A 26,002-nucleotide genomic window follows, 5' to 3' on the forward strand; every position below is an offset into this window, starting at 1 on the left:
CTAGGGGAGGTCAAAATGAGCCCGGGGGGACTTTGTCAGAGCGGCCTTCCGATAGTATTTATTTTCTCAAAATCTTAAAAAATATGTCATTGCCCTATTGCAATCTCTTTTTGCCTATGTTGGAATCATTGTTACGGGAGGGGTGATACCAAGGATGGTTCATGGGAGCATGATGTTCTCACCTCTATTTTTAAGAATTTAGGAAGGGCTGATGCAAATCAGCCCTTTTTCTTTTTCCCCACTTCTGAGATCATTAAAGCTTATGGATAAGATCTTAGTTATTGTTTTAGCTATCCTCTTAAGTTCACCATCAAGGGCCGTTACGCCTGCCGAAAAGCCTTATTGCGGCGTTAGTTTCTTAAACGATTTTAAAAAGCATTACGGAATCATCGACTGTCTTAGCCGCGGGGATCATCTCTGCGTGAGTGATCGCGTGCATGAAAAAAGCACCACGGCATTCGCGTCAACGGCGGGGGCCACGGGGGCCGCTGCCGCCAAGCTGGCAAGCAGCAAGTTTGCCCCGGCCATTGTTCGTCAGGGGGCCCAGACGGCCGGGTCTAAGATTGCTTGGGCGGCGGTGGCGGGTGGAACTTATTTTATTGCCACTAAGGCCATTGGCGGAGTTTTTGGCTTTTTAGCGGATTCTTCTGAAGCGGGGGAGTGCCGTGATAACCATCCTTGGATTTTGTACGTGAAAGGCAAGCGTGGTTGTGAGATCGGTTATAAAATCGCCGACAATCCGGTCGCGGCCAACTTTTTTAATCTGCAAAATGAATCAGAACAACTGGCTTTGTTTAAAGATGAAAGAGTGTGTGAATACTTTTATCGTCTTCATCAGTTGATCATCGCCAAAGGTGAAGCAGCCGCGGTAGAGCAAGGCATTGATGATCCGACGCTGTTCCAAAAATCTCCGCGCGAAACCGTAACGACACCTAAAACTTCGCGCTTGCCGCAAAAAGCTGACAAGCCAGTTGATGCGAAAAAGCAAAAGGGGGAGCGATGAAAAAACTCTTTTTTGCGTTTTTGTTTTTAGCTTTGTTTGCCGGTGTTGAAGGCTTTGCTAAATCGTCAGAGTTGCAAAAGAATAAAGGCTTCGTGGGATATGTCGAAGCTGGTACGGTGGTAGAGATTAAATCGATCAGCCTTGAGACACAGACGTTGAATTTTATTGCCCCCAACAACTTAGATGTCGGCACCTTACAAGCCACCTTTAAGAATTTTGAGCGTGCCTTAGGGGGTGGTAAGAAAGTGGATTACCTGCATAAGGTTGAACCTTTACCTGGCCGATCCTTTACGCTGAAGCACAATCTTGTGTTGTTAAGTCTTTGACGGAACAGTGCCTCTTGCGAAAAAGCTAATTCCTAGGAATAGGCTAAAAAAGATCATAATTAGGCTTAGGTCTTTGATTTTAAATATGATCAGCGCGTTGAGATGCAACCCCAAAATTACCAACCAAATTAAGATTCTTGTTTTTCTAAAAAGAATCAACGGCAGACACAGTAATTCCGCGTAAACTGTGAGCCAAGTTAAAGACTTCAGTATCCCCTTCGGTAACGACATCAAAGTGGCGCGCACCAATTCGTTTGCAAGCAGTCGATCGTGCGGAATGATAATACTTAAAGCCGTGCCGTCGAACCACAGCGACGACTGAACTTTTAAAATGCCGTTGAGAGTATACCCTAAACCAAATATCAGCCATCCGCCAAGCCAGATATATGAGGGCACTTTTCCTTGAGGAAGCGTCTGTGGAATGAGAGCCAATGCCAAAAGCAACCAGCCCAGATAGTCATAGCTGACATTTAGAATCATGGGATTTTTCAATAAAAAACACGTATGCACGTAGAGCAAAAAAAGGCAGGCCCCGCGGCGCTGAATATCTAAACAGACAAAAATAGCGCTAAGGCAAGCCGCGGCATTAAGAACGCCCAAAAAAGGAGCCGCGTCGACATAAGAGAAAATATTGAGAACGCCGCCATCTTTAAGGGCTAAAAATTTTTCGGAAAATAAAACCTCTAAACTGCCAAATAAAAAGAAAAAATGAAAAAAAAGAAAGACCCCGAAAGCCGTCCGGAAAATTTTAAACAGCTCAGATTCTGTGGAGGGAAGTTTTAATTTACGCACAAAACCTCCTTGGTCCATACGGTATTTTTAGTTATGACATTTTTTCGCGCAATCAGGGCCATCATCGGCTTGTCCGCGATACCATTGACAGTTAAAAAATCCTGATCTTGGCAAACCAAGTACTTTAATATTTGTCCCGCGTGGGCCTCAATGTCCGGGGCTTTGATCGGCCAAAAAAGACTGTGCAGATAGACGTCGTATTTGTACAAGTGTCCACGGGCTTGTTGATCAATGGCTTTGAAATCAAGGTCGATCAGATAATCGTTGTGGGCGGATTTAATATATATATCTATCCCGTCTGAAAACCCCAATCCGGTATAGGCGCGTGGCAGTGGCGACAATCCTAATGCGCCGATGACGCCAAAGGGACTAAAAAGAGGTGAATTGAACCCCTCAGGTGAAAGGCCCGCTAAGTGCAAGTAGCCGCCGGCGATGCGGTTAAGGCTTAAAAAAAGAAACACGGTGATCAACGAATATTTGCCCATGGATTTCTTAGATGGCATCGGTGGCCTCGCAAGACGCAGAGTAAAGTGGGATTGTTTTTTCGTTTCGCGATGGGGTTAAAGAGGTCTCGTGCAAGAAAATTCTTAGCTCAGAGGGTTTCGTGTTTTTGCAAAGATATGTGCCAAACAGATTTAAGACCGTCGAATTATGGGGACGGGCGATTTGCATGAAAAACTTTTGCCAGTGATGACTGGGATAGTTTTTTTTCGCGTCTGGATAATAGAGTCGGTTTGTGATCAGTTCAAAAGAAATATTAGATTTTGCCGGTGAAGGCGAAAACATGCTCCATTTTTGATAGACGCCTAGATTCTGCAATGCCAATTTTAGGGGCTTAAACCCTTCTGGTTGAATAAAGAAAAGAAGATTAGACACGATGACGAGGATTAAAATGACACCGGATGCAGCATTTGCAAATCCTAAATGGAAATCCGATACGGTTTTGGAGCTTGCTCCGGGATAAAATAGAAAACTGCCCAACATACAGACGAAAGGAAATGTACCTATATCCATCGTGATGAAAATACCCAGATGAAAAAGGAAAAGGGAGATAAACAGGGCCCAACGTAGGGGGCGTAATTTAAAAGCCACAAAAATTAAAGGCAAAACTAAAAATTCTAAAGCCACCGTGGCATAGGTGAGGATCTTTAAGAGCGTGGGAAATTGAGAGAGGCCTTGACCGAGGCTATTTGAAATCCAGTCGTTTTGAAAGGCGTAAAATAGGGCTGAGCCATCAAGCCATTCTGGTCCGGATTTGTAAAGAGCTGAAAAGAAATACATCAATCCGATTTGTACAAAAAGGGCTAAGGTCGCAAAAGAAAAAAATCTTCCATTTTCAGCCTTCCAGCCAGAAGACCATGAATAAGATTGCATGGGTAAAAACAAAGACAACAAGAGGAACATTCTTAATAAGATATCGCCACCATGAAGAACAAAAGGATTTCGATTTTGAATAGAAAAAAGAAGAGCCAGCGACAAGACGCCAAAAAATCGTGTTCGGTACCCAGCTAAATAACACGTATAAGAAATGAAAGAGAGTACAATCAAAAAGTAGAAATAAAAATCATGCGCCGAAATCAAATACAAAGACAAAATGGACTTGTCTTTGAGGGCTTGTAAGGCCTGATCTACCGGAATAAGTCCTTGGGGAGAGATTAAATCATAGCCATAAATCAATCGTGAAATCAGATCCACCAGTAACAGCGTGCCAATCCCAATTCTAAAAAGACCTAGTGAGCGAAGGCTGATGGAAAAGTTTTGGCTTAAGAACTTGCGAATCATAATTTTTGTCCAAGAACGGATTGTGTCGAATTACTAGCAATCTGCAGCGATTTAAAATGAAGAACGCCAACCTTCAAGGCCGGAGCTAGAATGAAAATTGAAAATGCCACCAGGGGTGAATTGAGGTAAATGCCCAAAAATAAAACCGGGATAGAAAAAAACCAATCAATGACGATATCGGTTTTAGCCAGAACACTCATTTGTTTGTCAGCTTGAAAGCTGGCGCGCTGAAAAGAGTCCACCCATTTAAAGGGCAGAGCCAGGCAGCCAAAAATATAAATATATTTCCACCACTCTAAAGAATTGGCTGGCATATTATACCCTTTTTCTGCAATCACCTGACCAAAGGGGATTAAAACGAGGGCGAGCAAAGCAAGACCGATAAAGCCTTTTTTGCTCAAAGCCTTGATGGAGGCATATTTTGACTGGAAGTCCTTAAATCCAGACTTCGTGATCTCGATAGCGGCTCCTCGCAGCAAGGCGACAAAAGGGGTGTAAAGCAAAAATAAAAACTCTGCCCCAATACTAAAAGAAAGCAGGGCCGCTGAAAGAGCAGAAGCCACAATCGCGATTTCAACCAATGACAACACCCGGTCCGAAGCGACTCTGGAAAATTCCGCAAACTGTTTTTGAAAAAACTGAAGGCACCAAGAAGTGTCTAAACGGACGAGCTTTAGGGGAATTCCTGATTTTTGGTAAAGCACCCAGGCTGCATACATCAATGAAACGATGCTGGTGATAAAGGTCGCGATATATATTCCGGCAAATCCAAAACCCAGGGGATAGATAAAGATGTAATTAAGGACGATATTGAGCGCCAAGTTAAAGACGCCGACAATAGGCAGGAATCGACCATTCCCGGTCCCGTGAATGGCCATAGAGATAGCAAAATAACAAAGACGCATGGGGATAGAGAGTGTCAACCAGATTACGGCGGACGAAGCCAGCTGGGCGATCTCGCCGTCAGTGACTAAGAACTTTACTAAAAGAGGATAAAGCCCCAGTCCAAGACCCGTGAGCACCAAGGAAAGATAAAAAGTAAATGTTAAGCACTTTTGCACGACATCAATACGCTCATGAGGCGAGGATTTTTCGGCCACAAGCACTGAAATCACCGGCGCTAAAGAAAAAGCCACAATCATGTCGATGATACTGACGCGCACTGGGATCGCAAAGGCGGCAGCCGCGTTGGCAGAAATCTGGCTTGCCATAATCAGGTCGGTTTGATTGATAAGGCGCCCCACGATAAACGTCAGAAAAAAAGGATAGACCGAATGAAAAAGACTTTTGGGATCAAGCTTAGTCATAATTTAGAACCTCCCAATTGCTGTGGTCTTCCGCCAGACGTGACGTGCTGACCGAAAAGAAAAGGTCGTTAGTACTGTCAATATTGTCATGTAAGATTACTTTGAAGGTTTTGTCGTCGTCAATCCCAGCCGCTTTTTCACCCAAGATAGAGTGTCCGAAGTTTTTTTCGACGATAAAGATGGATTGAGCTTTGGTGAGATCAGAGATTGTCCAACGAATCGCCGCGGCCATCATCAGTTCCGCGCAAAGGTCTTCAGTCAAGGTGCCAGCTTTTTTATGGTCATCTAAAATAATAAAAAATACTTTCCAATTTAAGCTGATATTTGCGGCTTCAATTTTATCTAGGAAAACATCCAAAAACTCTTTACCCGATGGTGGATACATCGCTAATAAGGTAGGGCAGTAATCAAAAATATAATGCCAAGCCTGACGCAAAGAATGAGACGCAATAGATCTTTCGCGAGAATTTACAGGTAAAAGGCGTGCTTTAGACGGAGAAAGATAAGTGCTGAAATTGCTCATAAGGGTCCCACAGATTGGCGGATAAGTTGTATGTCCTTGGCAATGCTTTCAATCTCAAGATTGGCGTCGCGTTCAATGACTATGGATTTGCCTGAAAAATCTTGAAAGAAAGACTTTGTAAACACGGCTGTTTCTACGGAAATGCCCGTGTCATGACTATCAATAATCCATCGCTCTGATTGTTCTTTTCCCATGGTGCGGTAACCCGCCACATGGAAATGGCTGCAATAAGATTTTAAACTCAACCAATCGCTAAGGCGGGAGCCGCCATTAAGGTCGGCGACGACGGCGTTGCTCAAATCAAAAAGCAAACCGCAGCCCGTTTCAGAAATAAGGTCTGCAAAAAACGAGGCTTGCTGGCAAGATACACCCGCCGTGCGCGAAGGGAAGTTTTCTAAAAGAACGCGTGTCTGTAGCATTTCCTGCCACTGCTGAACTTTAGCGACAACCATAGAATACTCTGTTTCATAGTTGATTTCGGCGGTGATGGGCAAAACTTGGGTGTGAATATTAAAACGGGCTAAATGATCCGAAATATAAAGGGGATTTAAGACAGATGAAAACTCCTTTATGATCGCGGCGTATTCTTTAAGATCCGACGTGTCTTTATGAATAAATTCAGACTTCATGATGTGAAATCCCACGTCAAGGCCATCTAACTTTTCAGCAATGTGTTCTGGATTTAAATGCGTGAAATTATCCAAAAGAATTTCCACGAAATCAATGGCGCCTTGATGAGCAAGATCGCTGGCAACGCGATAGCTGACGGGGTCGGTAATATTAAATCCGATTTTCATACAAGACTCTTTCTGATGTACTCGTTGAACCCGTCCATCAAGGTGACAGTGACTTTTTCTTCAGCTGCGGATACTTCATTTTTCGAAAATACCAAACGAAGATCTCCTTGCATAAACTCTTGGATCCAAGCACTTAAGACATCTCTTTGTTCATAGCCGTAAGCGGACAATAAGTTTTGAATTTCTGGATGTCGAAGACTTACGATGCGATTTAAATTTGAAATAGCGTAGTCAATCTGCTTTTGGCTGAAGACCGAGGTTTGTTTTCGTGAAAATTTGAAATTCTTCAATAATGCAAATTCTTCTGCATATTGGGCGGGCTTGCGAGTCCACGAAAGATCGGTGTGTTCGATATTCACGATGACTTCTGAGGAAGTCACGAAATGCTCTAAAATAAACTGCAACCACTGCCAAATTTCTGGCTTTACGGGTTGCGAGTGACCGTCATGCAAAGCTCCGTCGGCACCCACCACGAATCCGGAGATATGAATTTCAACGACGCATTTCCAAGGGATGAGGGCAAAAATGAATTCAGGCGAAAGGCCTAAATTATGGCATTCGATATAGCTGTGAGTCAGGTCAAAGATAAGTTTTGCCTCTGCAGAGTCTAAAATGCGACGGGCACTTTCCCAGTTTTGAATGACTTCTTCTGCCGAAGAACTGTAAAAATTGGCGTTTTCTATCCACACCGGAAGAGCTGTTTGGTTTTTTAATTTTTTTATAAAACGAATGGCATTGTCTTCGTTGACGGCGGAAGTTTTGAAGTGAGAAGAAAATCCAAGCTTGCCCAGACCTTGGTTTCTATTTCCTGTCAGATGAACCCCGATAGATGACACTTTATTTGAGTTTCGAGAGATTTTTTCTTGAACGAATTCACAGAAATTATTTTGAGATTCTTCATCTTCGCAGATGGGTGAGCGCGCCAGGTGCAAGGAGAGCTCACAGCCGGGGTAAAGGGCGATATTGTTATGGCGCTCTAATTCAGCAAGTCCTAGTTCTACAAATTGAGCTTCAGCAGGGATGGACATAAAATCAGTAGAGTCCGCGGGCATCATGTGGGAAGGGTGGTATCCGCATCCGGTGACGATCTTGATATTAGTGTTCATATTACCTCCCGGAAGTTTGAAGAAGAAAAGCCAACCCATTTCTAGGTTGGCCTTCACAGATGATTACAAGTTATAATCACCACAAGTCATGCCGTGACCGATTCTTTGCACAGACTCATCTGAAACCTTCATGCGCATTTTTTGGAACTCTTTAGCGAAGTTCACTTTTTTCATGACGACACCAATTTGGGCGACCTTTTGAGATTCGCTGATCGATGAGTTGTTTAAAATGAACTGAATGCTCGAAGCTGCTTTTTGATCCAACTTTGATAACTCTGCCGACAGTTGAGCTGGGCTGGCGTTAGCTGTTGAAGAAAGAACTCCGGCAGCGATAAGTGTGGCGATTGAATTCAGACCTAATTTCATAGATTGCTCCTTGTTGTTTTGTGTTCGTGAATCGAACCCTAGGGCAAGGTTGCAACCCCGGGACCAGGCCAAAAGCCCCCATAAATGCGTTTAATTGGATTTGGTGTCCGATGGGCGTCTTGGTTCTTAGAATCCGGACGGATCCGTGGGGGGTAGGAACATCGGCCACTCGCAATGCCTTGTGTCCAAAAATTTAAGAAAACTTACGAAAAGTGAAATCCCCAGAGAATCAGTGGATTAAATGCCTTTTTAAAGGGCATATAGTCGCGAATAACGCATGACAGACAATTTAAGATTCTTGACCCATTCCTGACCTAAACAATACAACGTTCGGGATGAAAGAAACCGTCACACTTCTTTTAAATATTGCTCGCAAATCCTATCTGGGTGCTGATTTCAGGCAGGCCATCAGTTATGCCTCAGAAGCGAAATCTTCGGCGCAAGGTCGGGATTGGTTAGAAGCTCAAAAATATCTCTTGGGTTGCTACGGTGAACTGTTAGAAAAATCAGCGGTGCAGTCGATTCAGGATGAGCTGCGCGATTTCTCTCGAAGCTGCGATAATACGCTGAAGTCGTGCGCGCATTATCTTTTAGCTCAATCGTTTGCTATTCAAGGCCAGTGGCCCAAGGTGAAAGGAAATATTGAGATCGCTTTAGAAGCGGCCCTAGCTCAGGGAGATTTTGATGACATTTCTTATGCCATTTTCGGCGCGGCACGGATTGATGCAAACCTGGGACAATACCAAAAAGCCCTGGAAGGTTTAAGCAAATTAGAATCGATTCTGAATGCGCGTCCTCGTCCCGACATCCAGATTTCGCTAGAGATTCTTAAAAGTTATATCTACAAAAAATTAGGGCAGTTTGATGTGGCAGCAAGAATTGCTTGGCGGGCCTACGAGTTTGCTAAGGTCGAAGGATTTCATGTGCACATTCCGATTATTTTGGTCTCACTTGCAACCCTTGAGTTTGATCGTAAGAATTTTAACGAAGTACGCGTGTATCTTTCGTTAGCTGAAAAAGGTGTTTTGGCCGAAAAGCAGCCAGCTTTATTCAACTATCTTCAAGCAGAAAAACTCCGTTTGGATAAAGTTCTGCCCGTATCAGAATTTGATTTGATCGTGGACACCCATGCACGAGTTATTCAAGAGAAAGAAAAAGGATTGATTGATTTTCGCAATCAGCACACTTTGTTGGACCTCGCTTTATTGTTTTTAAGAAATCCCCAAAAGTCTTTTGATAAGAGTGAACTTTTGTCGCAGGTATGGGGACGTAGTTATGCGCCGGGATCCGACGACAATTTAGTTTATGTGACCATCAAACGATTGCGTTCCATGATTGAGCCTGATCCCGAAAATCCAAAGTATATTTTAAGAACGCGCCATGGATACTATTTTGATAACAGGCATAGACTGCATTTTAAAAATGAGGAGCAAGCCGCGGTATGAAGCATCTAGCAGCATTAGTACTTTTATTTTATTCATTAGGCAGTTTTGCAAACTCTGAAGTTCTAAGAGATCCGGATAATCCAATCACTCCCTGGCCTCTAGAAATTGGTCGTCAGGTCATTGACGTGAACTCTTTTGGCGGAACTTGGTTTGGCGCAAGTGGTGACGAAGACCCCTGGATTCTCACGATCACACCATGGCAAGAGGGGCGTGCGTATCATTGGGAGTTGTTCTTGCGATCTTCGCCCTCTTTGCGCAGCGAAGGTATTGTGTATCTTAAAGATCAATACGTGATCGGGCTGATCCAAGCCCCGTTTGTACAGCAAGAATTTATTGTGATGTATTTGTCTGAAGGAAGGCTGCATTTAAAACTGGGCGGGCGAAGTGCACCGCGGGTTGAGGTTTTGTTTGTCCGGAAATCGAACGAAATTTAGCCCTGAAATTTCGCGGCGCAGAACCGCATCGGTTCTGCAGTGCGAAACCGATGCGGTGGTAAGGCAAAAAAAAAGGCCGACATTGCTGTCGGCCTTGTAAAACTGAACCTATTTTTTAAACTACTCCTCAAGCGGCGCAAAACCACGACGAAGAGTATTTTCAGTGACAGCCACTGGCTCCATATATTGTTTCAAATAATCGGGCCCGCCGGTTTTTGAACCCACACCTGACATTTTGTACCCACCAAATGGATGACGATCCACCATCGCACCGGTGATACCGCGATTCACGTACAAGTTGCCGACTTCAAATTCATTTTTTACACGCGCGATGTTCGCTGGACTGCGAGAGAATAATCCGCCTGTTAAAGCGTACTCTGTCGAGTTTGCAATTTCTAAAGCTTGATCCAAGTTTTTCGCACGGATCACAGCCACCACCGGTCCGAAGACTTCTTGTTGTGCGAGTTTTGAATCGCCTGGAACATCACCAAAAATAGTCGGCGGAGCAAAGAAGCCTCCTGCTGGAACGGAAGCTTTGAAAAGAAGCTTATGCGATTTTTCCGCATCCGCGATCATTCCTAAGATCCTGTCATAAGCTTCTTTGTCGACCACCGGTCCCATGTAAGCTTTAGGGTTGTCCGCTGGTAAGATGTCGATAGATTTTGCGGCTTCCACCAAACGGTCGACGAAACGATCGTAAACTTCATCTAAAACAATCACGCGGCTGGCCGCTGAACATTTTTGACCACTGAATCCAAACGCTGAATAAAGAACCCCGTCCACCGCTTCGTCAAGATCGGCATCGTTATCGATAATGACCGCATTTTTGCCACCCATTTCGATGATGCACCGTTTGACATGGGATTGACCCGGCTGCACGTAAGACGCGCGATTCAGAATATGCAAACCAACCGCTTTTGATCCGGTGAACGCAATCGTCGTCGTGAATTTGTGATTCACGATGTATTCGCCCACTTCCTCACCAAAACCCGGTAAGAAGTTGATGACTCCTGCGGGGAATCCGGCCTCTTGGATCATTTTCATTAAACCCCAAGCAACCACGGAAGATTGTTCGGCAGGTTTCATGACGACAGTGTTTCCCGTCACGGCGGCGGCGGTCACCATGCCGGCAAGAATCGCTAACGGGAAGTTCCACGGAGCAATCACCGCGGTCACCCCACGCGATTTGTAAATGTACTGAGACACTTCACCCGGGGTAAACCCGGCACGCAATGGCTTTTGCAACTCGCGCATATGGCGAGCATAGTAACGGCAGAAGTCGATGGCTTCACCGATATCGCCATCCGCTTCATTCCAAGGTTTGCCGACTTCAAAAACTTGCGTCGCGATCAGTTTGTAACGATCCCGAGTCATAATATCGGCAAGCTTATCGACAAGCTCTGCACGTTTCTCAGCCGAAACATTTTTCCAGGTTTTGTACGCCGTTTGGGCGGCTTGCATGGCTTGTTCTGCTTGATCGATATTTGCCATGTGAATTTCGCCGACCACTTGTGATTCGTTTGAAGGATTCACACGATCAAAAATCTTTTCGCTGCGAACTTCTTTATTGTTGATCATCAATGGCACTTGAATGGGGAACGTGGCCTTAACCTCTGCCAATGCTTTTGTCATATTCGCTCGCACGGAAGGCACGGCGAAATCTAACAATGGCTCATTGTAAAAGCGGTGGGCTTTTTTATAACGATCAGGACTGCTGTGGGCTAAGTTCTGTGCTGGATCTTTTAAAAGCTCTGCGGTGGTTTTGCCATCGGCAAATTTTCCGCGCAACCAAGATTCGTTCGAAGTGTTTTCTAAAAGACGGCGAACAAGGTACGCCATGCCGGGGATCAATTCACCGACCGGAGCATATTCACGCAGACGATAACCCATATCCACGATGGCCTTTTTAATCGGTTCAGCCATGCCGTAAAGCATTTGGAATTCCAAAGCCTCTTTGGGGATATTTAATTTTTCAGCGTACACCATACAAGCGGCCAGCGTGCGCACGTTGTGCGACGCAAACGCCGGGCGGATGAACTTGATATTTTCTAACAAGTACTTCGCACAAGTTTCATAATTGGCGTCCGATTCCATTTTGTTGGTGTAAACCGGAATCGCCCAACCACGTTGTTCAGCCTCAATCGTTTCCGAATCCCAGTAGGCACCTTTAACAAGTCGAATCCAAAATGGTGTGCCACGTTTTTTTGCAAACTCTGTCAAATTTTTGATGTCATCAAACGAGTCGCGCAAGTAAGCCTGAATCACCAAACCAAAGAATTTATAATTTTTAAATTCAGGCTCGTTGATAAGCTCGGTGAAAACTTCGACCGTCATGTGTTTGACAGCGTAATGTTCCATATCCAGATTGACGAAAACGCCTTTATCCATTCCCAATTTAAAAATCGGGCGCAGACGGTCTTTGACGATTTTTTTAGACTCTTCCCACGCCAAGTCTTTAATTTGCGAGTAAAGTGCCGTCATTTTCACCGACACGTTCACTTTCGGCAATGAACCCTCGTGATCGCGTTCGATTTGAGGAATTTCATCCCAGCTTTGGGCGTCTTTGGCGAGCCAGTTCACTAGCTCGATGTATTTGTTAGAATAATCTTGGGCTTCTTTTTCAGACAATGTCGCTTCGCCTAAGATGTCCACAGTGAAAGTCATTTTATTTTTGCGGGCTTTTTTTAATACCGGCAAAGCTTCATCGGGGCTTTCACCCGTGATAAACATTTTTGCCATCCCCATCACGTTTTTCTTAATCGCGCCCGCCATCAAACCGGGAGCCAAAGATCCTAAACCAAGGCCGACGTTAAAAACCGGTGGCAAGGAACCACCGTCTTCAGCGAAGTATTCTTTTAAGTGACGGGAAACTTCATCGCCCGAATTAATCGAAGGCAAGACGTCGACAAAACGAAACATATTGGTTTTGAATTTTTCATTTTTCATACTCCATTCCATGATGGAGCCGTACCAGAAGTCTTTAGAAAAAATGGATGCCTTCGATTGGCTCTCCATGCGTTTAAGAATTTCTTCACCGCGCGCGATAATTTGCGACTGAATGTCGTTCATACATACCTCAAAATCGTGAGGGCCGCATATTCCCTCTGGGTGAGTAAAAACTCAAGGGATTTTGAGAGGAGGAAAATAGAGGATTTGCCGCGCCATAACGCACGGCAGCCTTTAGCCGGGAACACGCCCGGCCTCATGAATTTTCCAGTTGCTTAATTTACGAAACGGCAGCCGGTCGCTTTCACCTCGCCATTCCAATTTTTATCAAGAATGACGGCATCCGCCCGACGTTTACAGGTCTTTTCGCCACGAGCTTCGTAATTGCTTCGGTCCGCGTCGAAGCGAATGATATCCACCCACTCCCAGTACGCGGGTCTGCCCGCAAGGTAATAGCAGTAGCACTCCACCGTTGTTGCTTGGGCGAAAACGGGGCTTAAAAATAGAAAAGATGCTAAAAATAGTTTCATTATGACTCCTTTTTTTATTTCGCCCAGCTTTTGCAATGGGCGTGCCGTAAAAAAAGGGTGCGTTTTCAAACCGCGGTCCAACGGTGATGGGTTTTGCCTTTGATTTCGGCTTCCAGAATGTCACCGGATTTAAATGAGGCCACTCCCGCAGGAGTGCCGGTTAATAATAAATCACCGGGTTGGACGGGGAAGTGCTTAAGAACGAAATCGATCAAAATTTCTAAAGAAAAAATCATCTGCGAGGTCAAACCTTTCTGACGAAGCTCTCCATTCACTTTTAAGGAAATTTCCAGGTTTTTGAGTTCTTCCAGGTTCTGCACCGGAAAAAAATCCCCTAACGGACAAGAGCCCTTAAAACTTTTTGCCAACGTCCACGGATGGCCTTTGCTTTTAAGCTCGTTTTGCTTATCGCGATCCGTAAGATCTAAAGCGATGGCTGCAGAATCAATTTTTAAATCCGCGCCGAAGCGCAAAGCAAGCTCCACTTCATGATGAATATGGGGTTGCCATGACGGCATTTGAATTGTGTGGCCCCAAGTAGCGGTGCTGCCAGCTTTTAAAAAGATCATAGGTTCCTTGGGAACGGCGTTTCCCAATTCTTTAGCATGATCGGCATAGTTGCGGCCCACGGCCCAGATATTTTGAATCATAAAGAAATCCTTTTAAATTCGACAAACTCAAAAAGTCCCTCGGCGGTCACATTAAAGTGAATGTATTGGCATGGCCCCCAATGACTGAATTCCGACGTGTGAAGGTCTTTATCCGACGGGATCACGGCCATGGCTTCCACCACCCAATCATAATGGGTGCAAGCATAAATAACGGCATCCGATTTTTTGTCGGTCATAGTTTCAAGCAGGCGGTTGATGCGCATGCGAAACTGAGCTAAGTTTTCATCACTTTGTTGTTCGTAAAGCGCTTCTTGGCCTTGCAGCTCTAAGCCATAATGTTTGGAAAGCGGGCGGAAAGTACTTTGCGTGCGTTTTTTGGGGGAAACCCAAAGCTCTGTTGGCACGGCCATTTCGTTTTTAATCACCTTATCTAAAAGTTTTGAAGCTTGTGCGTGGCCCTCCGCAGTTAAATCAGGATCACCGGAAAAATCCATCGCTTTTTGGGCATGTCTAAACAAATAGAGTTTCATGGTTTTAGGGCTCGCTTCTGCTTGAAATTAGGGACGCGGTTTGTTACTTTGCCAATACTTTCGAAGGTTATTTTTCCATAGTCAGTTGGAGTTTGTCATGAGTAAAGAACGGGTTCATCGTTTCGTATCAAAGGATTTCACGCTGAGAGTCGCGGCCGTAAATGCAACGGGAGTTGTTCAGCACATGCAAGGCCTGCAAGACACTTATCCTTTAGCGACCGTGGCTGTCGGACGAAGTATGGTGGGTGCGCTTTTAATGGCATCACAACTTAAAGATGGTCAAATGGTGGGAATTTTGTTCCGTGGCAACGGCCCTTTGCGCAGTATCTATGCGGAAGCCTCTTTTGAAGGCCATGTGCGGGGCTACACGCCGGCGCCTCATTATCAGCCAGAAAATTACAACAACGGACTTAGTCTCCGTGAAGCTGTGGGCATTGGATTGCTGAATGTCACTCGTCACCAGCCTTTCCAAAAGCAACCTTTTCAGGGAACGGTTGAAATCGTCAGCGGTGAAATCGGCGAGGACATCGCTCATTATCTTCATCAATCCCATCAAATTCGCTCTCTAGTTTCTTTAGGGGTTTATCTAGACACCTACGGGAAAGTCCGTGCGGCGGGTGGCGTTTTGATCGAAGTCATGCCGGGTGTGGAAGAAACTTTGGTAGAAAAAATCCAAAAAAACTATGAAGATAAAAAACCAAATATTTCTAAGATGTTGATGGATGGGGCTGAGCCGATTGATTTGGTTCGTCCGTTTCTTGATGGGATTGAGTTTGAAGAAATCCCTCATGACCATAACATTGAATATCATTGCCCATGCACAAAAGATCGGGTGGTGCGCGCCCTGGAAACTTTGGGAGAGTCTGAACTTAAAGACATGATCGCTAAAAACGAACCCGCCGACGTGACTTGCCAGATCTGCGGCAAACCTTACAATGTTTCTGTCGCCGAAATCACTGAGATCCACGATAAGATTCATCGCGAGTCGCTGCACTAGGATTTATCGGGGTATTTCAAAAACTTCGTTTTCCCCCACGCCCCAAATGCGATCCGTTTTTTGGGGCTTTATTTTATAACCCCCCGTAAGTAGGCCAAACGAGGGGAGCGTCAGGCGCTCTTTTTCTAACCAAAAACACGGCAGATTCAAACGTAAAGGCCCTTGTTGTAAGTGAATGCGGGGATGGATATGGCCGCGAATTTCAAACAGGGAGCTTTTGTGTTGCTTGTGTCCGTGAGTAAAGACAAACGGACCCTGTTCTAAGTCTTCTTCGTGCAGATCGATTTTTAAAGTTTTTAAAAACTCCACCGACCCTCGTTCATGATTGCCGATTATAAGATGCCAATGAATATCTTCATGTTTTCTGAAAAAAGCCTGCAAGTCTTTTAAAAGCTCTGCGGACCAACTGCTTTTTTGATGAATCAGGTCTCCTAAAATATAAACTTGCCGAACGCTGTTCCCGTAAATTAATTTTTCTAAGCGTTGAAATTCCAACAGATGATCTCCGGACGGAAGCGGGATGCCGGCGGCTTGAAAGCTTTCGGCTTTTCCTAAATGCACATCGGACAAAATCAAAATTCCCAATCGTTCCCAAATCAGGGCCTTTTCTGAATGCAGCAAAAGGGACTCACCTAAAAGATCTAATTTCATTTGCTCTTTTCCCACGTTTTTTTAAGTCGGGCAATTTTGGCCTCAAGGCTTTCATTTGAAAGCTGACCGATCGCAATGCTTTCCACTAACAATGGAAAGGCCAGCGGGGAGGGGCTTTCCAAAACGACCCAGCGTTGATGTGCCGATTTCATGCGATTTAAAGTTTTTGTTAAACGATCACTTTCTAAGGAGTCGTGCAAAACTTCCCAGTAAGATTGTTTGATTAAAAGATTATTAGGCTCGTGCTTTTTAAAAACCTCATAAAGCAGCGAAGCACTGACTTGCATCTGTCTGCCGGTTTTAGGTTGTCCGGGGTAGCCCGTAAACACCAGTCCCGCAATCTGCGCAATCGACCGAAATTGTCTTTGAGTCAATTGTCCGATCTGTAAAGATTCGCCGATCTCTTCTTCTAATCCTTCGGCATTAAAGAAGTCGTCAGAAAAAAGCGCTTTAAAGTCGTATCCAGAATGGGCGCGAATTTCTAAGCCATAGTCATTGACCGCAAAAGAAAATGTCGCGGCCTCTTTTTTGCCAAATCTTAAGCCCCACAATTGCGCAATACCCTCGTGCACGGATCTTCCGGCGAACGGATACACATAAAAATGCTCGGCTTGTTTTGAAGACAAAGTTTCAATCAAAAGATCCTGAGGTTCCGGTAAAAATGAAAGCTCTTTTTGTGCTTTTAAAAGCGGGGACAGCACGCGATCAATGGATGGATGCTTTTCGTTTAAAGACAAACGCAAGGCTTCGCTTAAGGTTTCTGAAATCGGGAACCTTCCCCCATCCCATGACGGCACCACGTTGGTGGGGGCCTTGCTGCTTTTCACATAGGCTGTCATGTCTCGCAACATCACCATTTCTAATTTTCTGCCGGCAAACTGAAAGACATCGCCCTTTTTAATTTTCGAAATAAAACTTTCTTCCACCGAGCCAATGCGAGTGCGATTGGTGTAAGAAACTTGCACCGATTCCCGCGAAACAATAGTTCCAATCGACATACGATGTTGGGTCGCGATACGGGAATGGGCCGGGTGATAGCGGCCGTCCTCTTCATCATAGACAAGCTTACGAAATTGCGGATAGGCCTTTAAAGTTTCACCGCCTTCCGTCAGAAAGCGGCGACACCAGCTCAGTTGCTCTTGCGTGATGTCCGCAAATGAAAAGGTGTCGCGCAGGGAAAGTTCTAATTCATCCATGCGTAAGCCCGGACCACAAGCCAGCGTCATCATATGCTGAAGTAATACATCAATGGGCTTATGCAAAGGACGGCGCGCTTCGACGTGTTTTTCTTTTAAAGCTTTTTTAACGGCCTCAAGTTCAAAGATTTCCCACGAATTTGTGGGAAGGAAAATCAAATGACTGCGCCCGCCGGGGCGATGGGCAGATCGTCCCGCTCTTTGCATCATGCGTGCGACCATTTTGGGGCTGCCAATTTGGATCACCCTTTCGACGGGTTGAAAGTCCACACCTAAATCTAAAGACGATGTGCAGACGACCCATTTGATGCTGCCGTTTTTCACGGCTTCTTCGACGGCCTCGCGTTCTGTTCGTTCTAAAGAACTGTGATGCAAAGCCATTTCATTTTCCATTTCAGGTCGCATCTGTAAAAGGCTTTCATACCAGCGTTCGGCTTGCGAACGGGTGTTAGTGAAAATCAAAGTCGAAATTTGCGGATCTAAGATTTCAGCTAATTTTTCTTTTAAAGCCATACCCAAATGTCCCGCCCAAGGGAAGCGATCCACTTTGTCCGGTAAAAGACATTCGATTTCTAAATTGCGATCGCTGCCGCCAGAAATAATCACGGGAGTATTAGCGCGACCGACGGCCACCTTTGCGGCCTCATCGAGGTTGCCGATCGATGCTGACAACGCCCATACTTGCAATTCGGGATTTAACGAGCGCAAGTAAGAAAGACTTAATTCACAAAGACTGCCGCGCTTGCTGGCTAAAAGTTCATGCCATTCATCTAAGATGACGACCTCGATATTTTTTAAGATATTTTCGGCGTCACTTTGGGAAATAAGCACCGCCAAAGATTCGGGCGTGGTTAAAAGCATGTCGGCCGGGTTTTGCAGTTGTTTTTTCTTAACGGATGTCGGGGTATCCCCCGTGCGGGCCTCGATTTTGATGGGCCAGCCTTCTTGTTCAATGGGTTCGCGCATGGCGATTTCTAAGTCGCGAGCAAGCGCGCGCAGGGGAGTTAGATAAAGAGCTTTAAGGCCTTTTTTGGGTTTAGCAATAAACTTGGCAAAAGGTCCCATGATCGCGGCATAAGTTTTTCCAGACCCCGTTGGCACGTGCAATAACCCGGATTCACCTTTTAAAAAAGCTTTCCAGGCTTTTTCTTGAAAAGGAAAAGGCTCCCATCCACGGTTTTCAAAGAATTTTTTTATCGGCTTTAATTCCTTCACGGCGAAACTTCCGTGTCGGGCAGGGCCTTGGCGTCTAAAAGTTCAAAAGCTGTTTGCAAAGAATCCGCATCCGTCACTTTTTTGTCTTTGCGCCAACGTAAAATTCTTGGGAAGCGCACGGCGATGCCAGATTTATGACGCTTTGAAGGGCCAATACCTTCAAAACCGATTTCAAAAACATGAAAGGGCTCTAAGGATCTCACGGGTCCGAACTTTTCTTTGGTGTGCCGGCGAATCCAGTTATCCAGTTCATCGATTTCTTTCTGATCAAGGCCCGAATAGGCTTTCGCAAAGGGGACAAGTTCTTTGCTATCGCCATTATCTTTCCACAACGCAAAAGTATAATCAGTATAAAGGTTGGCCCGGCGGCCTGTGCCAGCTTGCGCGTAAATTAAGACGGCATCTAACGTCAAAGGATTGACCTTGTGTTTCCACCAGTTGCCAGTTTTCCGTCCGACACTGTAAGGACTTTCCCAGCGTTTGATCATCAGGCCTTCCGCATCATGTTCGCGGGATTTCGCGCGCCAGTTTTCAAGATCATCGACGTTTTTGACATCCAAGACTTCAGAAATTCGCACTTGTGAGCTGAGAAGAGGACTTAAAATTTTCTTTAAGGCCATACGACGCTCTTGCAGTCCTTTTTGGCGAATGTCTTCACCGTCGATTTCAAGACAGTCATAGGCGATAAAACCGACGGGTTTTTCTTTTAACATCGCCGGTGAAACTTTCTTTCGACCTAAACGAGTTTGTAAATCCTGAAAAGGCAAGATGCGATTGTCTTTGATGATTAAAATTTCCCCATCAATCACACTGCCATTGGGAAGCAGAGCTAATTTTTCAACCAGATCGGGAAATGTATCCGCGATTTTTTCTTCTCCACGTGACCAAATCCATATTTTATCTTCACGGCAAATCACTTGCGCGCGAATGCCGTCAAACTTCCATTCCACGGCCCACTCTGTGGCATTCCATTCCTTTTCGGCCCGTTCATTCCATGGATGGGCTAAGCAAAATGGATAAGGTTGGCTAAAGTTCACCTCTTGTGCTTCAGGATGAATCAGACGCGCAAAAGAATCAGCCCCGGGTGAAACATCCCCGGTCAACCGATGCGCCACCTGGTCGGTGGGAATATTAAAAACTTCGGCCAACGCTCGCACCACTAACTTTTCACTGACCCCCACGCGCAAGGCCCCCGTCATAAGTTTATTTAAAATAAAAACTTCTTCCATGGTCAGGCTTTGCCACCATTGCATTAAGGTGCTTGCTTGCTTTTCGGCGTCTTTGATTTTAGCAAGTGCTGGGATGCGAACCTCTAGCCACTCCGTCAAGGTTTGCTGATCATGCACCGTGGGTTTATCACTGCACAGGCGTAATGATTTAGCTAAAAGGCTTAAGGTTTCGGCGGTGTCGCCCACCTGGGAGTAACATTCGCTAAACAGCCATTCAGGGTATTTCGTAAAGTTTAAAAACATCACGGCCAAGGCGCGGGACGTTAGAATGCGCTTACTGATTTTTCCGGTCAGAATTAAAACGGCCCACATCGCATCGTCAGGTGAAGCTTTAGAAAAATACTTTTTTAAAGCATCCACTTTTTCTAAGGTCGAAGTGGTGGAATCGAGTTCTTCAAAAAGATGCGTAAACTTTCTCATGCTTCCGCTTCTCCTTGGTCTTCATATTCCGTCTTAAATAAACGAACCTTTTTACCTTTTTCCTCTAAGAATCTCTGTAAAACATCCGTTCGGCCATGGGTCAAAAATACGGTCTTGGCTTGGGTCTCTTCGATGGTTTGATTCAGCTCGTTCCAATCGGCGTGATCTGAAAGCACAAAACCTTTTTCATAGCCACGACGACGGCGAGCCCCGCGGATTTGCATCCAGCCCGACGCAAATGCGGTTTGTGGATCTTTAAATCTTTTCATCCACGCGGACCGATGGGCCGAAGGCGGCGCTAAAATCAGATCCCCTTTAAAAGTATAATCCTTGGCTTGATCAATAACAGGGGCGGTGGGCAGCATTTCAATGCCCTGCTTACGATACACACCTGTCAGATGAATCATCGAGCCGTGCAAATAAATTTTACGATCCGTCAGACGCTTAAGTTCGGCTAAGATTCTTTGCGCTTTGCCTAGGGCGTAACAGAAAATCAAAGAGGGCCGTTCGGGTTCAGACTGCCACCATTCGTAAATCTTCTCACCCGTGATTTCCCCGGTGTCCCATTGGTAAATAGGTAAAGCAAAAGTAGCTTCGGAAATAAACACATCACAAGGAACGACCTCAAAGGCATCACAAGAAGGGTCGGGGGTTCGTTTGTAATCGCCTGACGCCACCCATACTTGGCCTTTGTATTCTAAGCGCACTTGCGAAGACCCGAGGACATGGCCAGCAGGATGAAAGCTTAACGTTACATCACCGATTTTAAATTTTTCGCCGTATTTTTTGGCTTGGATATTAAGGCCTTCACCTAAGCGAAGATTTAAAAGCGGAACGCATTTTTCGTTGGCGTAATAGATCTTACTGCCGTAACGGGCATGATCGGAATGGGCGTGAGTGATGACCGCACGTTCAACAGGCCGCCAAGGATCGATATAAAAATCCCCGGGTTCACAGTAAAGTCCTTCATCGGTGGCGCGAATCAAATCCATCAAGGGAATCTAGCACAATCCGCCTTTGAGGAGGAGCTTCGGTTAGAAGCCCCTGTGTGATGACAAGGGACTGCTTAAGGGCACATAAGACGCCTCATCTTGAGACATGACTGCCGTGAATGTGCAGCTGTCTAAGCCCTCAACAACCAAACACGTCTTGGTGGGTATTACCCGGACCGTTCTTTGCTTTGTACAAGGGTATGGATAATTGGACCTTAAAAGCTATTCAGTTGATTTCTAGATTGCTCGCCCCCCTTGGTTTGGGCTTAAAACGCGATTTTGATCTGCGTTTGGCCGAACAAAAGAGCCTCGCGGAAATTCAATTGCAACAAGAGCTAGCTCAAGCCAGTGCGCAAATCGCGGATGATATTCGTGGCCCGCTGATGGCCTTAACGACCCTAACTCATCTGTCTCACGAAATGGGCGCCGATAAAAAAGAGCTTTTAAAAGTCGCTGTCGGCCGCATTCGTGGCATTGTGAATGACCTGGTTCAAGCTCCCGCGGACGAAACTTCGGACCTGGTGACCGTCATTGAGCCGCTATTGAAAGAATACAAGTTTTCAAACCCCTCCACGCAATGGGCGTTACACAATCACTTAAGTTCAGCTCAAGTCCCGGTTGATTTAGACACCGTGCAATTGCAAAGGGTTTTAAGTCATCTTTTAGATAATGCGGTGGAGGCTGTCCCTGAAAATCAATCTTCTATTGAAGTCACGCTGATGGAAAGAGCCGACCACTACTTACTGCAAATCATGGATAATGGTTGTGGAATTCCTGAAGATCTTTTGCCGAAAGTGGCCGAAGAGGGTGTATCGCACGGAAAAGAAAAGCGTCATGGCTTAGGTCTTTTTGAAGCGCGAAAAACGATTGAAGCTTTAGGTGGAGAATTGCAGATTCGGTCCCGTGAAGGTGTGGGGACGCAAGTGATCTTATTATTCCCCAAAAAATTTAAATCAGAAGAAGCCTTGGTGATGTAATCACTTTTTATCGGCATTAATCATGTGCCGGTAAAGGGGCTGATACATATCCTGTTCAGGGCTTAACATCCACGAAGACAATTCAAAACTTTCCGTAAACTCTGCCGGAGTGTTGTGAAGAACAACCAACGGGCAGGCTTCCGCCGCTTCGCCCATCATTAAAACTGCTGTCGCCGCTAAACTGTCTGCCACATTGACTTTGGTGATTTTAAGAGGCCTTCCGAAAAGATCTTTTTCACCCACTTTGTCTATGACCGGTGAAAAACCGGCACAAGCCAGTGCCGCGCCCGTGACACCTAAACGTAAAGGATTAGAGCGGGAATCCGTGAAGATCACTCCGAGTTCTTTTAAATTCCAGCGATGCATTAAGGCTTCACGAAGTTCGTAAGCTGATTTCATCGGGTTTTTAGGATGAACAATAAAATCGCCATTTTCAGAGTTGGATTCATCCACCCCCGCCCCCGGCATCAGCAGACTGTGCTTGATGGCCAGGCTGACACCGTGACCGATTTCACCTAAGAAAATATCACTCTCGTTTTTGGTGAGTGTTTTTTTATCGATGCTGCCTTTAGGGATAAGGCAGTGTTCCGCCAGGCTCACGATTTTCGTGGTGACGGCTAAGACCATGCGCTCTTTGATCAAAGAGCTATCAACATAGCAAACGATGAAGTCTGCCAAACTTTCGCCGACATGAAAAATCGGAGTTTGAATGGCAGAAGCACTCATCGTTTTCATATAACAATCAACCTAACTTTTGGATGATAGCATCCGTGAAAGAAACCGTTGTTCCTTTACCGCCTAAGTCACCTGTGCGGGCATTGACATCAGACAACGCGGCAATCAAAGCTTTCATGATCGCATCGGCTTTGGTTTGTTCGTTCACGTGTTGAAGCATCATCACGGCTGATTGTAATAAGGCTGTCGGGTTGGCTTTGTTTTGGCCCGCGATATCTGGTGCTGATCCGTGAACCGCTTCAAAGATCGCCGCTTTTTCGCCGATATTTGCTCCTGGCACAACCCCTAAGCCGCCAACAAGGCCCGCGCAAAGATCACTTAGGATATCGCCATACAAGTTTTCAGTGACGATCACGTCAAACTGTTGTGGACGAGTGACTAATTGCATACAAGCGTTGTCGACGATCACATCGCGAGTGGCAATATTTGGGTATTTAGCGCCGACTTCTTGCGCGACTTTCAAAAACAAACCGTCTGACATTTTCATGATATTCGCTTTATGCACGATCGCGACCTGAGATCGTCCGGTTTTTTGTGCCAATTCATAAGCATAACGAGCAATGCGCTCAGATCCTTTGCGCGTGATGCGTTTAATACTTTCAGCTGTGTCGTCATCGACCATGCGTTCAATACCCGCGTAAAGATCTTCGGTGTTTTCACGCACGATGGTTAAGTTCACATCGGAACAAACGCATTGGACTCCCGGCAAAGAGCGTACAGGGCGCACGTTGGCGTAAAGATCGAATTTTTGTCTCATGGTCACGTTGATAGATTTATGACCACCGCCCACCGGAGTTGTCGTGGGGCCTTTGATCGCAAGTTTGGTTTTATTGATCGAATCAACTGTCGTTTGTGGCAATAAACTTTGGTGAGTGATCAATGCGGATTCCCCAGCGGCATGTTCTTCATACTCAAAGGGGGCGTTGACGTGTTTAAGTACACGTAAAACTTGGGTCATAATTTCTTGTCCAATTCCATCGCCAGGAATTACAGTCAATTGCATCATTCATCTCCTTAACTTGATGGGTTTGTCTTATCAGGACGCGAGCTGATAGAGGAGCTTTTTTAGCTCCCTACCAGGAAGGCGGGCTGTGGGGCGGGGGTGAGGGCTTGCTGGGTCGTCCCGAAGGGGAGAGAAGCCCGAATCAGTCTCAAAATGAGACCTTACGTCCACTAAAGCAAATGCGAGACCAGGTGGTTCAGAGCCACAATTACACCACAGTTTGCGGCGAGGGGGTGTTAGGGATGTATACACCCTAAAGTGCCCTGATTTTAGATACTTATGGATCTCAGCGGGGACTGTCTGTCTACGAGACACTGTTTTGCCCGTTCCGGGGGCAATTCGTGCTCACGCGCGCAGGGGCGCAAAAATGAAGTGAAAACAGGTCTTTAGGAAATTAAGGCGCACGTCGTCGTGGTGGCCTCCTCCTTGTAATAGGTTAAGTTCATGGAGGTCACCTTGAAAAAGTGGCTTGGAACCTCATTGGTTCTAATATTTATGACATTGCAAGCGTGTGCGCCTAAGTCTCAAGAAGATTGCGGCTTCGTACAAAACGTTTATGGCGAACGCATCTCTTGGAAAAGCGATGTCCCAGTCACCATGTATCTTCATGCCGATGTGCCAGACTCAATGGTTCAAGCCATTCTTTCAGCGGCAGAGACGTGGGATCGCACGGTGGGTCGTAAGATATTTAATATTGTTACCTATCCTCGCGTGACCGGTCCGGTGAATCCTCATCAAGACGGTAAAAACATCATCTATTTTATGAAAACTTGGGAAGCCAATAGAACTTCCGAACAAGGGCGCACCAGCGTCTATTGGGTTGGTGACCTTATTAAAGAAGCCGACATTCGTTTAAATGCCGCAGATTTTGGCTACTATTGGCGCAGCCAGACGTTAAGTGCGGCGGCGAAAAGTGATCGCGCCAATCTGCCTCCCGTGAACGTGGAAGCCTTGGTGCTTCACGAAATGGGGCATGTTCTTGGGTTAAAACACAAAGATAACGGTGGTTCGGTGATGGCAACGTATTTAGCAAGCGGAGACGATCGCGTGTCGTTAGCGAATACGGATGAAACAGCGCTGCGCTGTGAATACTGAATCGGCGTGTAAAAGTTCTATGTAAGTTTATTTAAGTTGTGGGATTGAAGTCAGTCTCACTAGACTTTTAATTCTGCGCTTCGCACATGTGAAGCGGCTTTGAAGGAGATGACCATGAGAATTATCAAACAAGAAGAAAACGTAACCGTATCTAACGTTGAATCTTATTTGAATTCGTCAGAGTCTCCCGTTACGCACAAATCTTATCATGAGCTGTCTGAGTCGCCTGTTCACGAGCTCGATGCTTTGGCGCAATTGCACAACAATCTTGAAATGCTTACGGATCTAAGCGGTCGTTTGACGTTCTTGATGCGCGAAGTGCGCTACATGTTGAAAGCGTAATTGCAAAATTACGCTTTATTTTTTTTATAAGTCGCCTGGGCCTTATCGCCAAACTTTCTCAATTTACCATCTTTTATAGCTTGAGCTAAATCACGACTTGCACTAGCGGTCGAGAGATCTCTGTGGATTTGCATATACTCTTTCCGCGTAAAGAATGCGTCTTTAAAATACTCCAAGGCGTGTGCAATGCGCTCCGAATTGGTAGATTTGCTTTGCAGGGGGAGCAATATGACTCACTTTAGCTCCCTTAAAAACGCCCACATTTCCCGCGCGATATTTACCTGCGGAAGTTTTTAGTCCCTTTAAAAGAATTCCGTGCGCTTTCAACAAATCTTTTTCTTTATGGGGCTCAAACTCCTGGAAGCGGTCATAAAGCTCCAGAGCATTGATCACCTCCATGATTTGATCCTTGGGGCCAAGAATTCTCTTGTTCTCTAAAAGGGCGGTGACTTGCTCGGCTGTCAGCGAATTGCCTTCAATAGCTAGGCTGTGATGAATGGTTTTAATCTTATTCTGTTTGCGTAATTTCACCGAAGGTTTCACGCGGCTATAAGTCTTAAGCTCACCGATTATTTCTTGAATATTCGCGATGGTCGTCAGGATCTTTGAGGTGATGCTAAATGGAGGCTTATACATAACATGATAGTATCAT

At 45.5% G+C, this 26,002-nt stretch carries 27 protein-coding genes; 8 read left to right on the top strand and 19 right to left on the bottom strand.

What is annotated here, in order from left to right:
* Positions 1-262: 262 nt before the first annotated feature.
* Positions 263-1,003 carry a hypothetical protein gene (locus tag AZI86_RS18390; protein WP_157684771.1) on the top strand — a complete coding sequence of 247 codons (741 nt, stop codon included), beginning with the start codon at positions 263-265 and terminating at the stop codon, positions 1,001-1,003.
* Entirely contained in the window at positions 1,000-1,329 is a 330-nt protein-coding gene (locus AZI86_RS18395) for a hypothetical protein (protein ID WP_061836748.1), read from the top strand. Before AZI86_RS18390 ends, AZI86_RS18395 begins: the two co-directional genes overlap by 4 nt.
* Here AZI86_RS18395 and AZI86_RS18400 read toward each other — a convergent pair.
* From AZI86_RS18400 to AZI86_RS18435, 8 genes are all read right to left on the bottom strand, one after another.
* Positions 1,318-2,121, bottom strand: a complete 804-nt coding sequence (locus AZI86_RS18400) for a hypothetical protein (RefSeq protein WP_061836749.1) — start codon at positions 2,119-2,121, stop codon at positions 1,318-1,320. The two genes, AZI86_RS18395 and AZI86_RS18400, sit on opposite strands and share 12 nt — an antisense overlap.
* Positions 2,109-2,624, bottom strand: coding sequence for a hypothetical protein (locus AZI86_RS18405; protein ID WP_061836750.1), 516 nt, complete (start codon positions 2,622-2,624; stop codon positions 2,109-2,111). The genes AZI86_RS18400 and AZI86_RS18405 overlap by 13 nt, the downstream gene beginning before the upstream one ends.
* Positions 2,614-3,903: an HTTM domain-containing protein gene (locus AZI86_RS18410; RefSeq protein WP_061836751.1), complete on the bottom strand. Its 1,290-nt coding sequence runs from the start codon at positions 3,901-3,903 to the stop codon at positions 2,614-2,616. The genes AZI86_RS18405 and AZI86_RS18410 overlap by 11 nt, the downstream gene beginning before the upstream one ends.
* Entirely contained in the window at positions 3,900-5,210 is a 1,311-nt protein-coding gene (locus AZI86_RS18415) for an MATE family efflux transporter (protein ID WP_061836752.1), read from the bottom strand. The genes AZI86_RS18410 and AZI86_RS18415 overlap by 4 nt, the downstream gene beginning before the upstream one ends.
* The gene (locus AZI86_RS18420) at positions 5,203-5,733 is read right to left on the bottom strand and encodes a hypothetical protein (RefSeq protein ID WP_061836753.1); all 531 of its coding nucleotides are present in this window, start codon (positions 5,731-5,733) and stop codon (positions 5,203-5,205) included. Before AZI86_RS18420 ends, AZI86_RS18415 begins: the two co-directional genes overlap by 8 nt.
* Entirely contained in the window at positions 5,730-6,530 is an 801-nt protein-coding gene (locus AZI86_RS18425) for a multinuclear nonheme iron-dependent oxidase (protein ID WP_061836754.1), read from the bottom strand. Before AZI86_RS18425 ends, AZI86_RS18420 begins: the two co-directional genes overlap by 4 nt.
* Positions 6,527-7,636 carry a multinuclear nonheme iron-dependent oxidase gene (locus tag AZI86_RS18430; protein ID WP_157684773.1) on the bottom strand — a complete coding sequence of 370 codons (1,110 nt, stop codon included), beginning with the start codon at positions 7,634-7,636 and terminating at the stop codon, positions 6,527-6,529. Before AZI86_RS18430 ends, AZI86_RS18425 begins: the two co-directional genes overlap by 4 nt.
* 63 nt (positions 7,637-7,699) lie before the next feature.
* Positions 7,700-8,002 (bottom strand): hypothetical protein, encoded by a 303-nt coding sequence (locus AZI86_RS18435; RefSeq protein WP_061836756.1) that lies wholly within the window; start codon positions 8,000-8,002, stop codon positions 7,700-7,702.
* A 335-nt stretch (positions 8,003-8,337) separates the two neighbouring features.
* On the opposite strand from AZI86_RS18435, the gene AZI86_RS18440 reads away from it, so the two are divergent.
* Positions 8,338-9,447: a winged helix-turn-helix domain-containing protein gene (locus AZI86_RS18440; protein WP_061836757.1), complete on the top strand. Its 1,110-nt coding sequence runs from the start codon at positions 8,338-8,340 to the stop codon at positions 9,445-9,447.
* Positions 9,444-9,881, top strand: a complete 438-nt coding sequence (locus AZI86_RS18445) for a hypothetical protein (protein WP_061836758.1) — start codon at positions 9,444-9,446, stop codon at positions 9,879-9,881. The genes AZI86_RS18440 and AZI86_RS18445 overlap by 4 nt, the downstream gene beginning before the upstream one ends.
* A gap of 120 nt (positions 9,882-10,001) precedes the next feature.
* Here the strand turns inward: AZI86_RS18445 and pruA are convergent, their stop codons facing one another.
* The 4 genes from pruA to AZI86_RS18465 all read right to left on the bottom strand — a co-directional run bounded on the left by pruA (position 10,002) and on the right by AZI86_RS18465 (position 14,498).
* Positions 10,002-12,950 carry an L-glutamate gamma-semialdehyde dehydrogenase gene (gene pruA, locus AZI86_RS18450; RefSeq protein ID WP_061836759.1) on the bottom strand — a complete coding sequence of 983 codons (2,949 nt, stop codon included), beginning with the start codon at positions 12,948-12,950 and terminating at the stop codon, positions 10,002-10,004.
* 152 nt (positions 12,951-13,102) lie between these two features.
* Positions 13,103-13,357 carry a hypothetical protein gene (locus AZI86_RS18455; RefSeq protein WP_061836760.1) on the bottom strand — a complete coding sequence of 85 codons (255 nt, stop codon included), beginning with the start codon at positions 13,355-13,357 and terminating at the stop codon, positions 13,103-13,105.
* Between the two features lie 65 nt (positions 13,358-13,422).
* Positions 13,423-14,007 carry a fumarylacetoacetate hydrolase family protein gene (locus AZI86_RS18460; protein WP_061836761.1) on the bottom strand — a complete coding sequence of 195 codons (585 nt, stop codon included), beginning with the start codon at positions 14,005-14,007 and terminating at the stop codon, positions 13,423-13,425.
* Positions 14,004-14,498, bottom strand: coding sequence for a phosphoglycerate mutase family protein (locus tag AZI86_RS18465; RefSeq protein ID WP_061836762.1), 495 nt, complete (start codon positions 14,496-14,498; stop codon positions 14,004-14,006). The genes AZI86_RS18460 and AZI86_RS18465 overlap by 4 nt, the downstream gene beginning before the upstream one ends.
* Positions 14,499-14,595: 97 nt before the next feature.
* Here AZI86_RS18465 and AZI86_RS18470 point away from each other — a divergent pair, with 97 nt between their 5' ends.
* Complete coding sequence (locus AZI86_RS18470; protein ID WP_061836763.1) at positions 14,596-15,495, top strand: Hsp33 family molecular chaperone HslO; 900 nt, start codon at positions 14,596-14,598, stop codon at positions 15,493-15,495.
* Between the two features lie 3 nt (positions 15,496-15,498).
* On the opposite strand, the gene pdeM is transcribed toward AZI86_RS18470, so the two are convergent.
* From pdeM to AZI86_RS18490, 4 genes are read right to left on the bottom strand one after another with little or no spacing between them, the layout of a single operon-like run.
* Complete coding sequence (gene pdeM / locus AZI86_RS18475) at positions 15,499-16,146, bottom strand: ligase-associated DNA damage response endonuclease PdeM (protein ID WP_061836764.1); 648 nt, start codon at positions 16,144-16,146, stop codon at positions 15,499-15,501.
* Positions 16,143-18,557: a ligase-associated DNA damage response DEXH box helicase gene (locus AZI86_RS18480; protein ID WP_061836765.1), complete on the bottom strand. Its 2,415-nt coding sequence runs from the start codon at positions 18,555-18,557 to the stop codon at positions 16,143-16,145. The genes pdeM and AZI86_RS18480 overlap by 4 nt, the downstream gene beginning before the upstream one ends.
* Entirely contained in the window at positions 18,554-20,206 is a 1,653-nt protein-coding gene (locus tag AZI86_RS18485) for an ATP-dependent DNA ligase (RefSeq protein WP_061836766.1), read from the bottom strand. Before AZI86_RS18485 ends, AZI86_RS18480 begins: the two co-directional genes overlap by 4 nt.
* A complete protein-coding gene (locus tag AZI86_RS18490; RefSeq protein WP_061836767.1) occupies positions 20,203-21,198 on the bottom strand; it encodes a ligase-associated DNA damage response exonuclease in 996 nt (331 codons plus the stop codon). The genes AZI86_RS18485 and AZI86_RS18490 overlap by 4 nt, the downstream gene beginning before the upstream one ends.
* 200 nt (positions 21,199-21,398) lie before the next feature.
* Between AZI86_RS18490 and AZI86_RS18495 the strand changes: the two genes are divergently transcribed.
* Complete coding sequence (locus AZI86_RS18495; protein ID WP_061836768.1) at positions 21,399-22,175, top strand: sensor histidine kinase; 777 nt, start codon at positions 21,399-21,401, stop codon at positions 22,173-22,175.
* Here AZI86_RS18495 and AZI86_RS18500 read toward each other — a convergent pair whose 3' ends face one another.
* Together AZI86_RS18500 and AZI86_RS18505 are read right to left on the bottom strand one after the other, a co-directional pair.
* Complete coding sequence (locus tag AZI86_RS18500) at positions 22,176-22,910, bottom strand: coenzyme F420-0:L-glutamate ligase (protein ID WP_061836769.1); 735 nt, start codon at positions 22,908-22,910, stop codon at positions 22,176-22,178.
* A gap of 7 nt (positions 22,911-22,917) precedes the next feature.
* Positions 22,918-23,916 carry an isocitrate/isopropylmalate dehydrogenase family protein gene (locus AZI86_RS18505; protein WP_061836770.1) on the bottom strand — a complete coding sequence of 333 codons (999 nt, stop codon included), beginning with the start codon at positions 23,914-23,916 and terminating at the stop codon, positions 22,918-22,920.
* A 453-nt stretch (positions 23,917-24,369) separates the two neighbouring features.
* Between AZI86_RS18505 and AZI86_RS18510 the strand changes: the two genes are divergently transcribed.
* Together AZI86_RS18510 and AZI86_RS18515 are read left to right on the top strand one after the other, a co-directional pair.
* Positions 24,370-25,008, top strand: coding sequence for a matrixin family metalloprotease (locus tag AZI86_RS18510; RefSeq protein WP_081111995.1), 639 nt, complete (start codon positions 24,370-24,372; stop codon positions 25,006-25,008).
* Between the two features lie 114 nt (positions 25,009-25,122).
* Positions 25,123-25,350: a hypothetical protein gene (locus AZI86_RS18515; RefSeq protein WP_061836771.1), complete on the top strand. Its 228-nt coding sequence runs from the start codon at positions 25,123-25,125 to the stop codon at positions 25,348-25,350.
* Between the two features lie 162 nt (positions 25,351-25,512).
* On the opposite strand, the gene AZI86_RS18520 is transcribed toward AZI86_RS18515, so the two are convergent.
* On the bottom strand, positions 25,513-25,986 hold the full coding sequence (locus tag AZI86_RS18520; RefSeq protein ID WP_061836772.1) for a Fic family protein: 474 nt from the start codon (positions 25,984-25,986) through the stop codon (positions 25,513-25,515).
* Between the last annotated feature and the right edge of the window lie 16 nt (positions 25,987-26,002).

The organism is Bdellovibrio bacteriovorus (genome assembly GCF_001592735.1).
Classification (GTDB): Bacteria; Bdellovibrionota; Bdellovibrionia; order Bdellovibrionales; family Bdellovibrionaceae; genus Bdellovibrio; species Bdellovibrio bacteriovorus_D.

Bases quoted from the DNA above. Each gene is read 5' to 3' on its own strand.
- AZI86_RS18390 (WP_157684771.1), top strand. From the start codon at position 263: ATGGATAAGATCTTAGTTATTGTTTTAGCTATCCTCTTAAGTTCACCA.
- AZI86_RS18395 (WP_061836748.1), top strand. From the start codon at position 1,000: ATGAAAAAACTCTTTTTTGCGTTTTTGTTTTTAGCTTTGTTTGCCGGT.
- AZI86_RS18405 (WP_061836750.1), bottom strand. From the start codon at position 2,624: ATGCCATCTAAGAAATCCATGGGCAAATATTCGTTGATCACCGTGTTT.
- AZI86_RS18410 (WP_061836751.1), bottom strand. From the start codon at position 3,903: ATGATTCGCAAGTTCTTAAGCCAAAACTTTTCCATCAGCCTTCGCTCA.
- AZI86_RS18415 (WP_061836752.1), bottom strand. From the start codon at position 5,210: ATGACTAAGCTTGATCCCAAAAGTCTTTTTCATTCGGTCTATCCTTTT.
- AZI86_RS18420 (WP_061836753.1), bottom strand. From the start codon at position 5,733: ATGAGCAATTTCAGCACTTATCTTTCTCCGTCTAAAGCACGCCTTTTA.
- AZI86_RS18425 (WP_061836754.1), bottom strand. From the start codon at position 6,530: ATGAAAATCGGATTTAATATTACCGACCCCGTCAGCTATCGCGTTGCC.
- AZI86_RS18430 (WP_157684773.1), bottom strand. From the start codon at position 7,636: ATGAACACTAATATCAAGATCGTCACCGGATGCGGATACCACCCTTCC.
- AZI86_RS18435 (WP_061836756.1), bottom strand. From the start codon at position 8,002: ATGAAATTAGGTCTGAATTCAATCGCCACACTTATCGCTGCCGGAGTT.
- AZI86_RS18440 (WP_061836757.1), top strand. From the start codon at position 8,338: ATGAAAGAAACCGTCACACTTCTTTTAAATATTGCTCGCAAATCCTAT.
- AZI86_RS18445 (WP_061836758.1), top strand. From the start codon at position 9,444: ATGAAGCATCTAGCAGCATTAGTACTTTTATTTTATTCATTAGGCAGT.
- pruA (WP_061836759.1), bottom strand. From the start codon at position 12,950: ATGAACGACATTCAGTCGCAAATTATCGCGCGCGGTGAAGAAATTCTT.
- AZI86_RS18455 (WP_061836760.1), bottom strand. From the start codon at position 13,357: ATGAAACTATTTTTAGCATCTTTTCTATTTTTAAGCCCCGTTTTCGCC.
- AZI86_RS18460 (WP_061836761.1), bottom strand. From the start codon at position 14,007: ATGATTCAAAATATCTGGGCCGTGGGCCGCAACTATGCCGATCATGCT.
- AZI86_RS18465 (WP_061836762.1), bottom strand. From the start codon at position 14,498: ATGAAACTCTATTTGTTTAGACATGCCCAAAAAGCGATGGATTTTTCC.
- AZI86_RS18470 (WP_061836763.1), top strand. From the start codon at position 14,596: ATGAGTAAAGAACGGGTTCATCGTTTCGTATCAAAGGATTTCACGCTG.
- pdeM (WP_061836764.1), bottom strand. From the start codon at position 16,146: ATGAAATTAGATCTTTTAGGTGAGTCCCTTTTGCTGCATTCAGAAAAG.
- AZI86_RS18485 (WP_061836766.1), bottom strand. From the start codon at position 20,206: ATGAGAAAGTTTACGCATCTTTTTGAAGAACTCGATTCCACCACTTCG.
- AZI86_RS18490 (WP_061836767.1), bottom strand. From the start codon at position 21,198: ATGGATTTGATTCGCGCCACCGATGAAGGACTTTACTGTGAACCCGGG.
- AZI86_RS18495 (WP_061836768.1), top strand. From the start codon at position 21,399: ATGGATAATTGGACCTTAAAAGCTATTCAGTTGATTTCTAGATTGCTC.
- AZI86_RS18500 (WP_061836769.1), bottom strand. From the start codon at position 22,910: ATGAAAACGATGAGTGCTTCTGCCATTCAAACTCCGATTTTTCATGTC.
- AZI86_RS18505 (WP_061836770.1), bottom strand. From the start codon at position 23,916: ATGATGCAATTGACTGTAATTCCTGGCGATGGAATTGGACAAGAAATT.
- AZI86_RS18515 (WP_061836771.1), top strand. From the start codon at position 25,123: ATGAGAATTATCAAACAAGAAGAAAACGTAACCGTATCTAACGTTGAA.
- AZI86_RS18520 (WP_061836772.1), bottom strand. From the start codon at position 25,986: ATGTATAAGCCTCCATTTAGCATCACCTCAAAGATCCTGACGACCATC.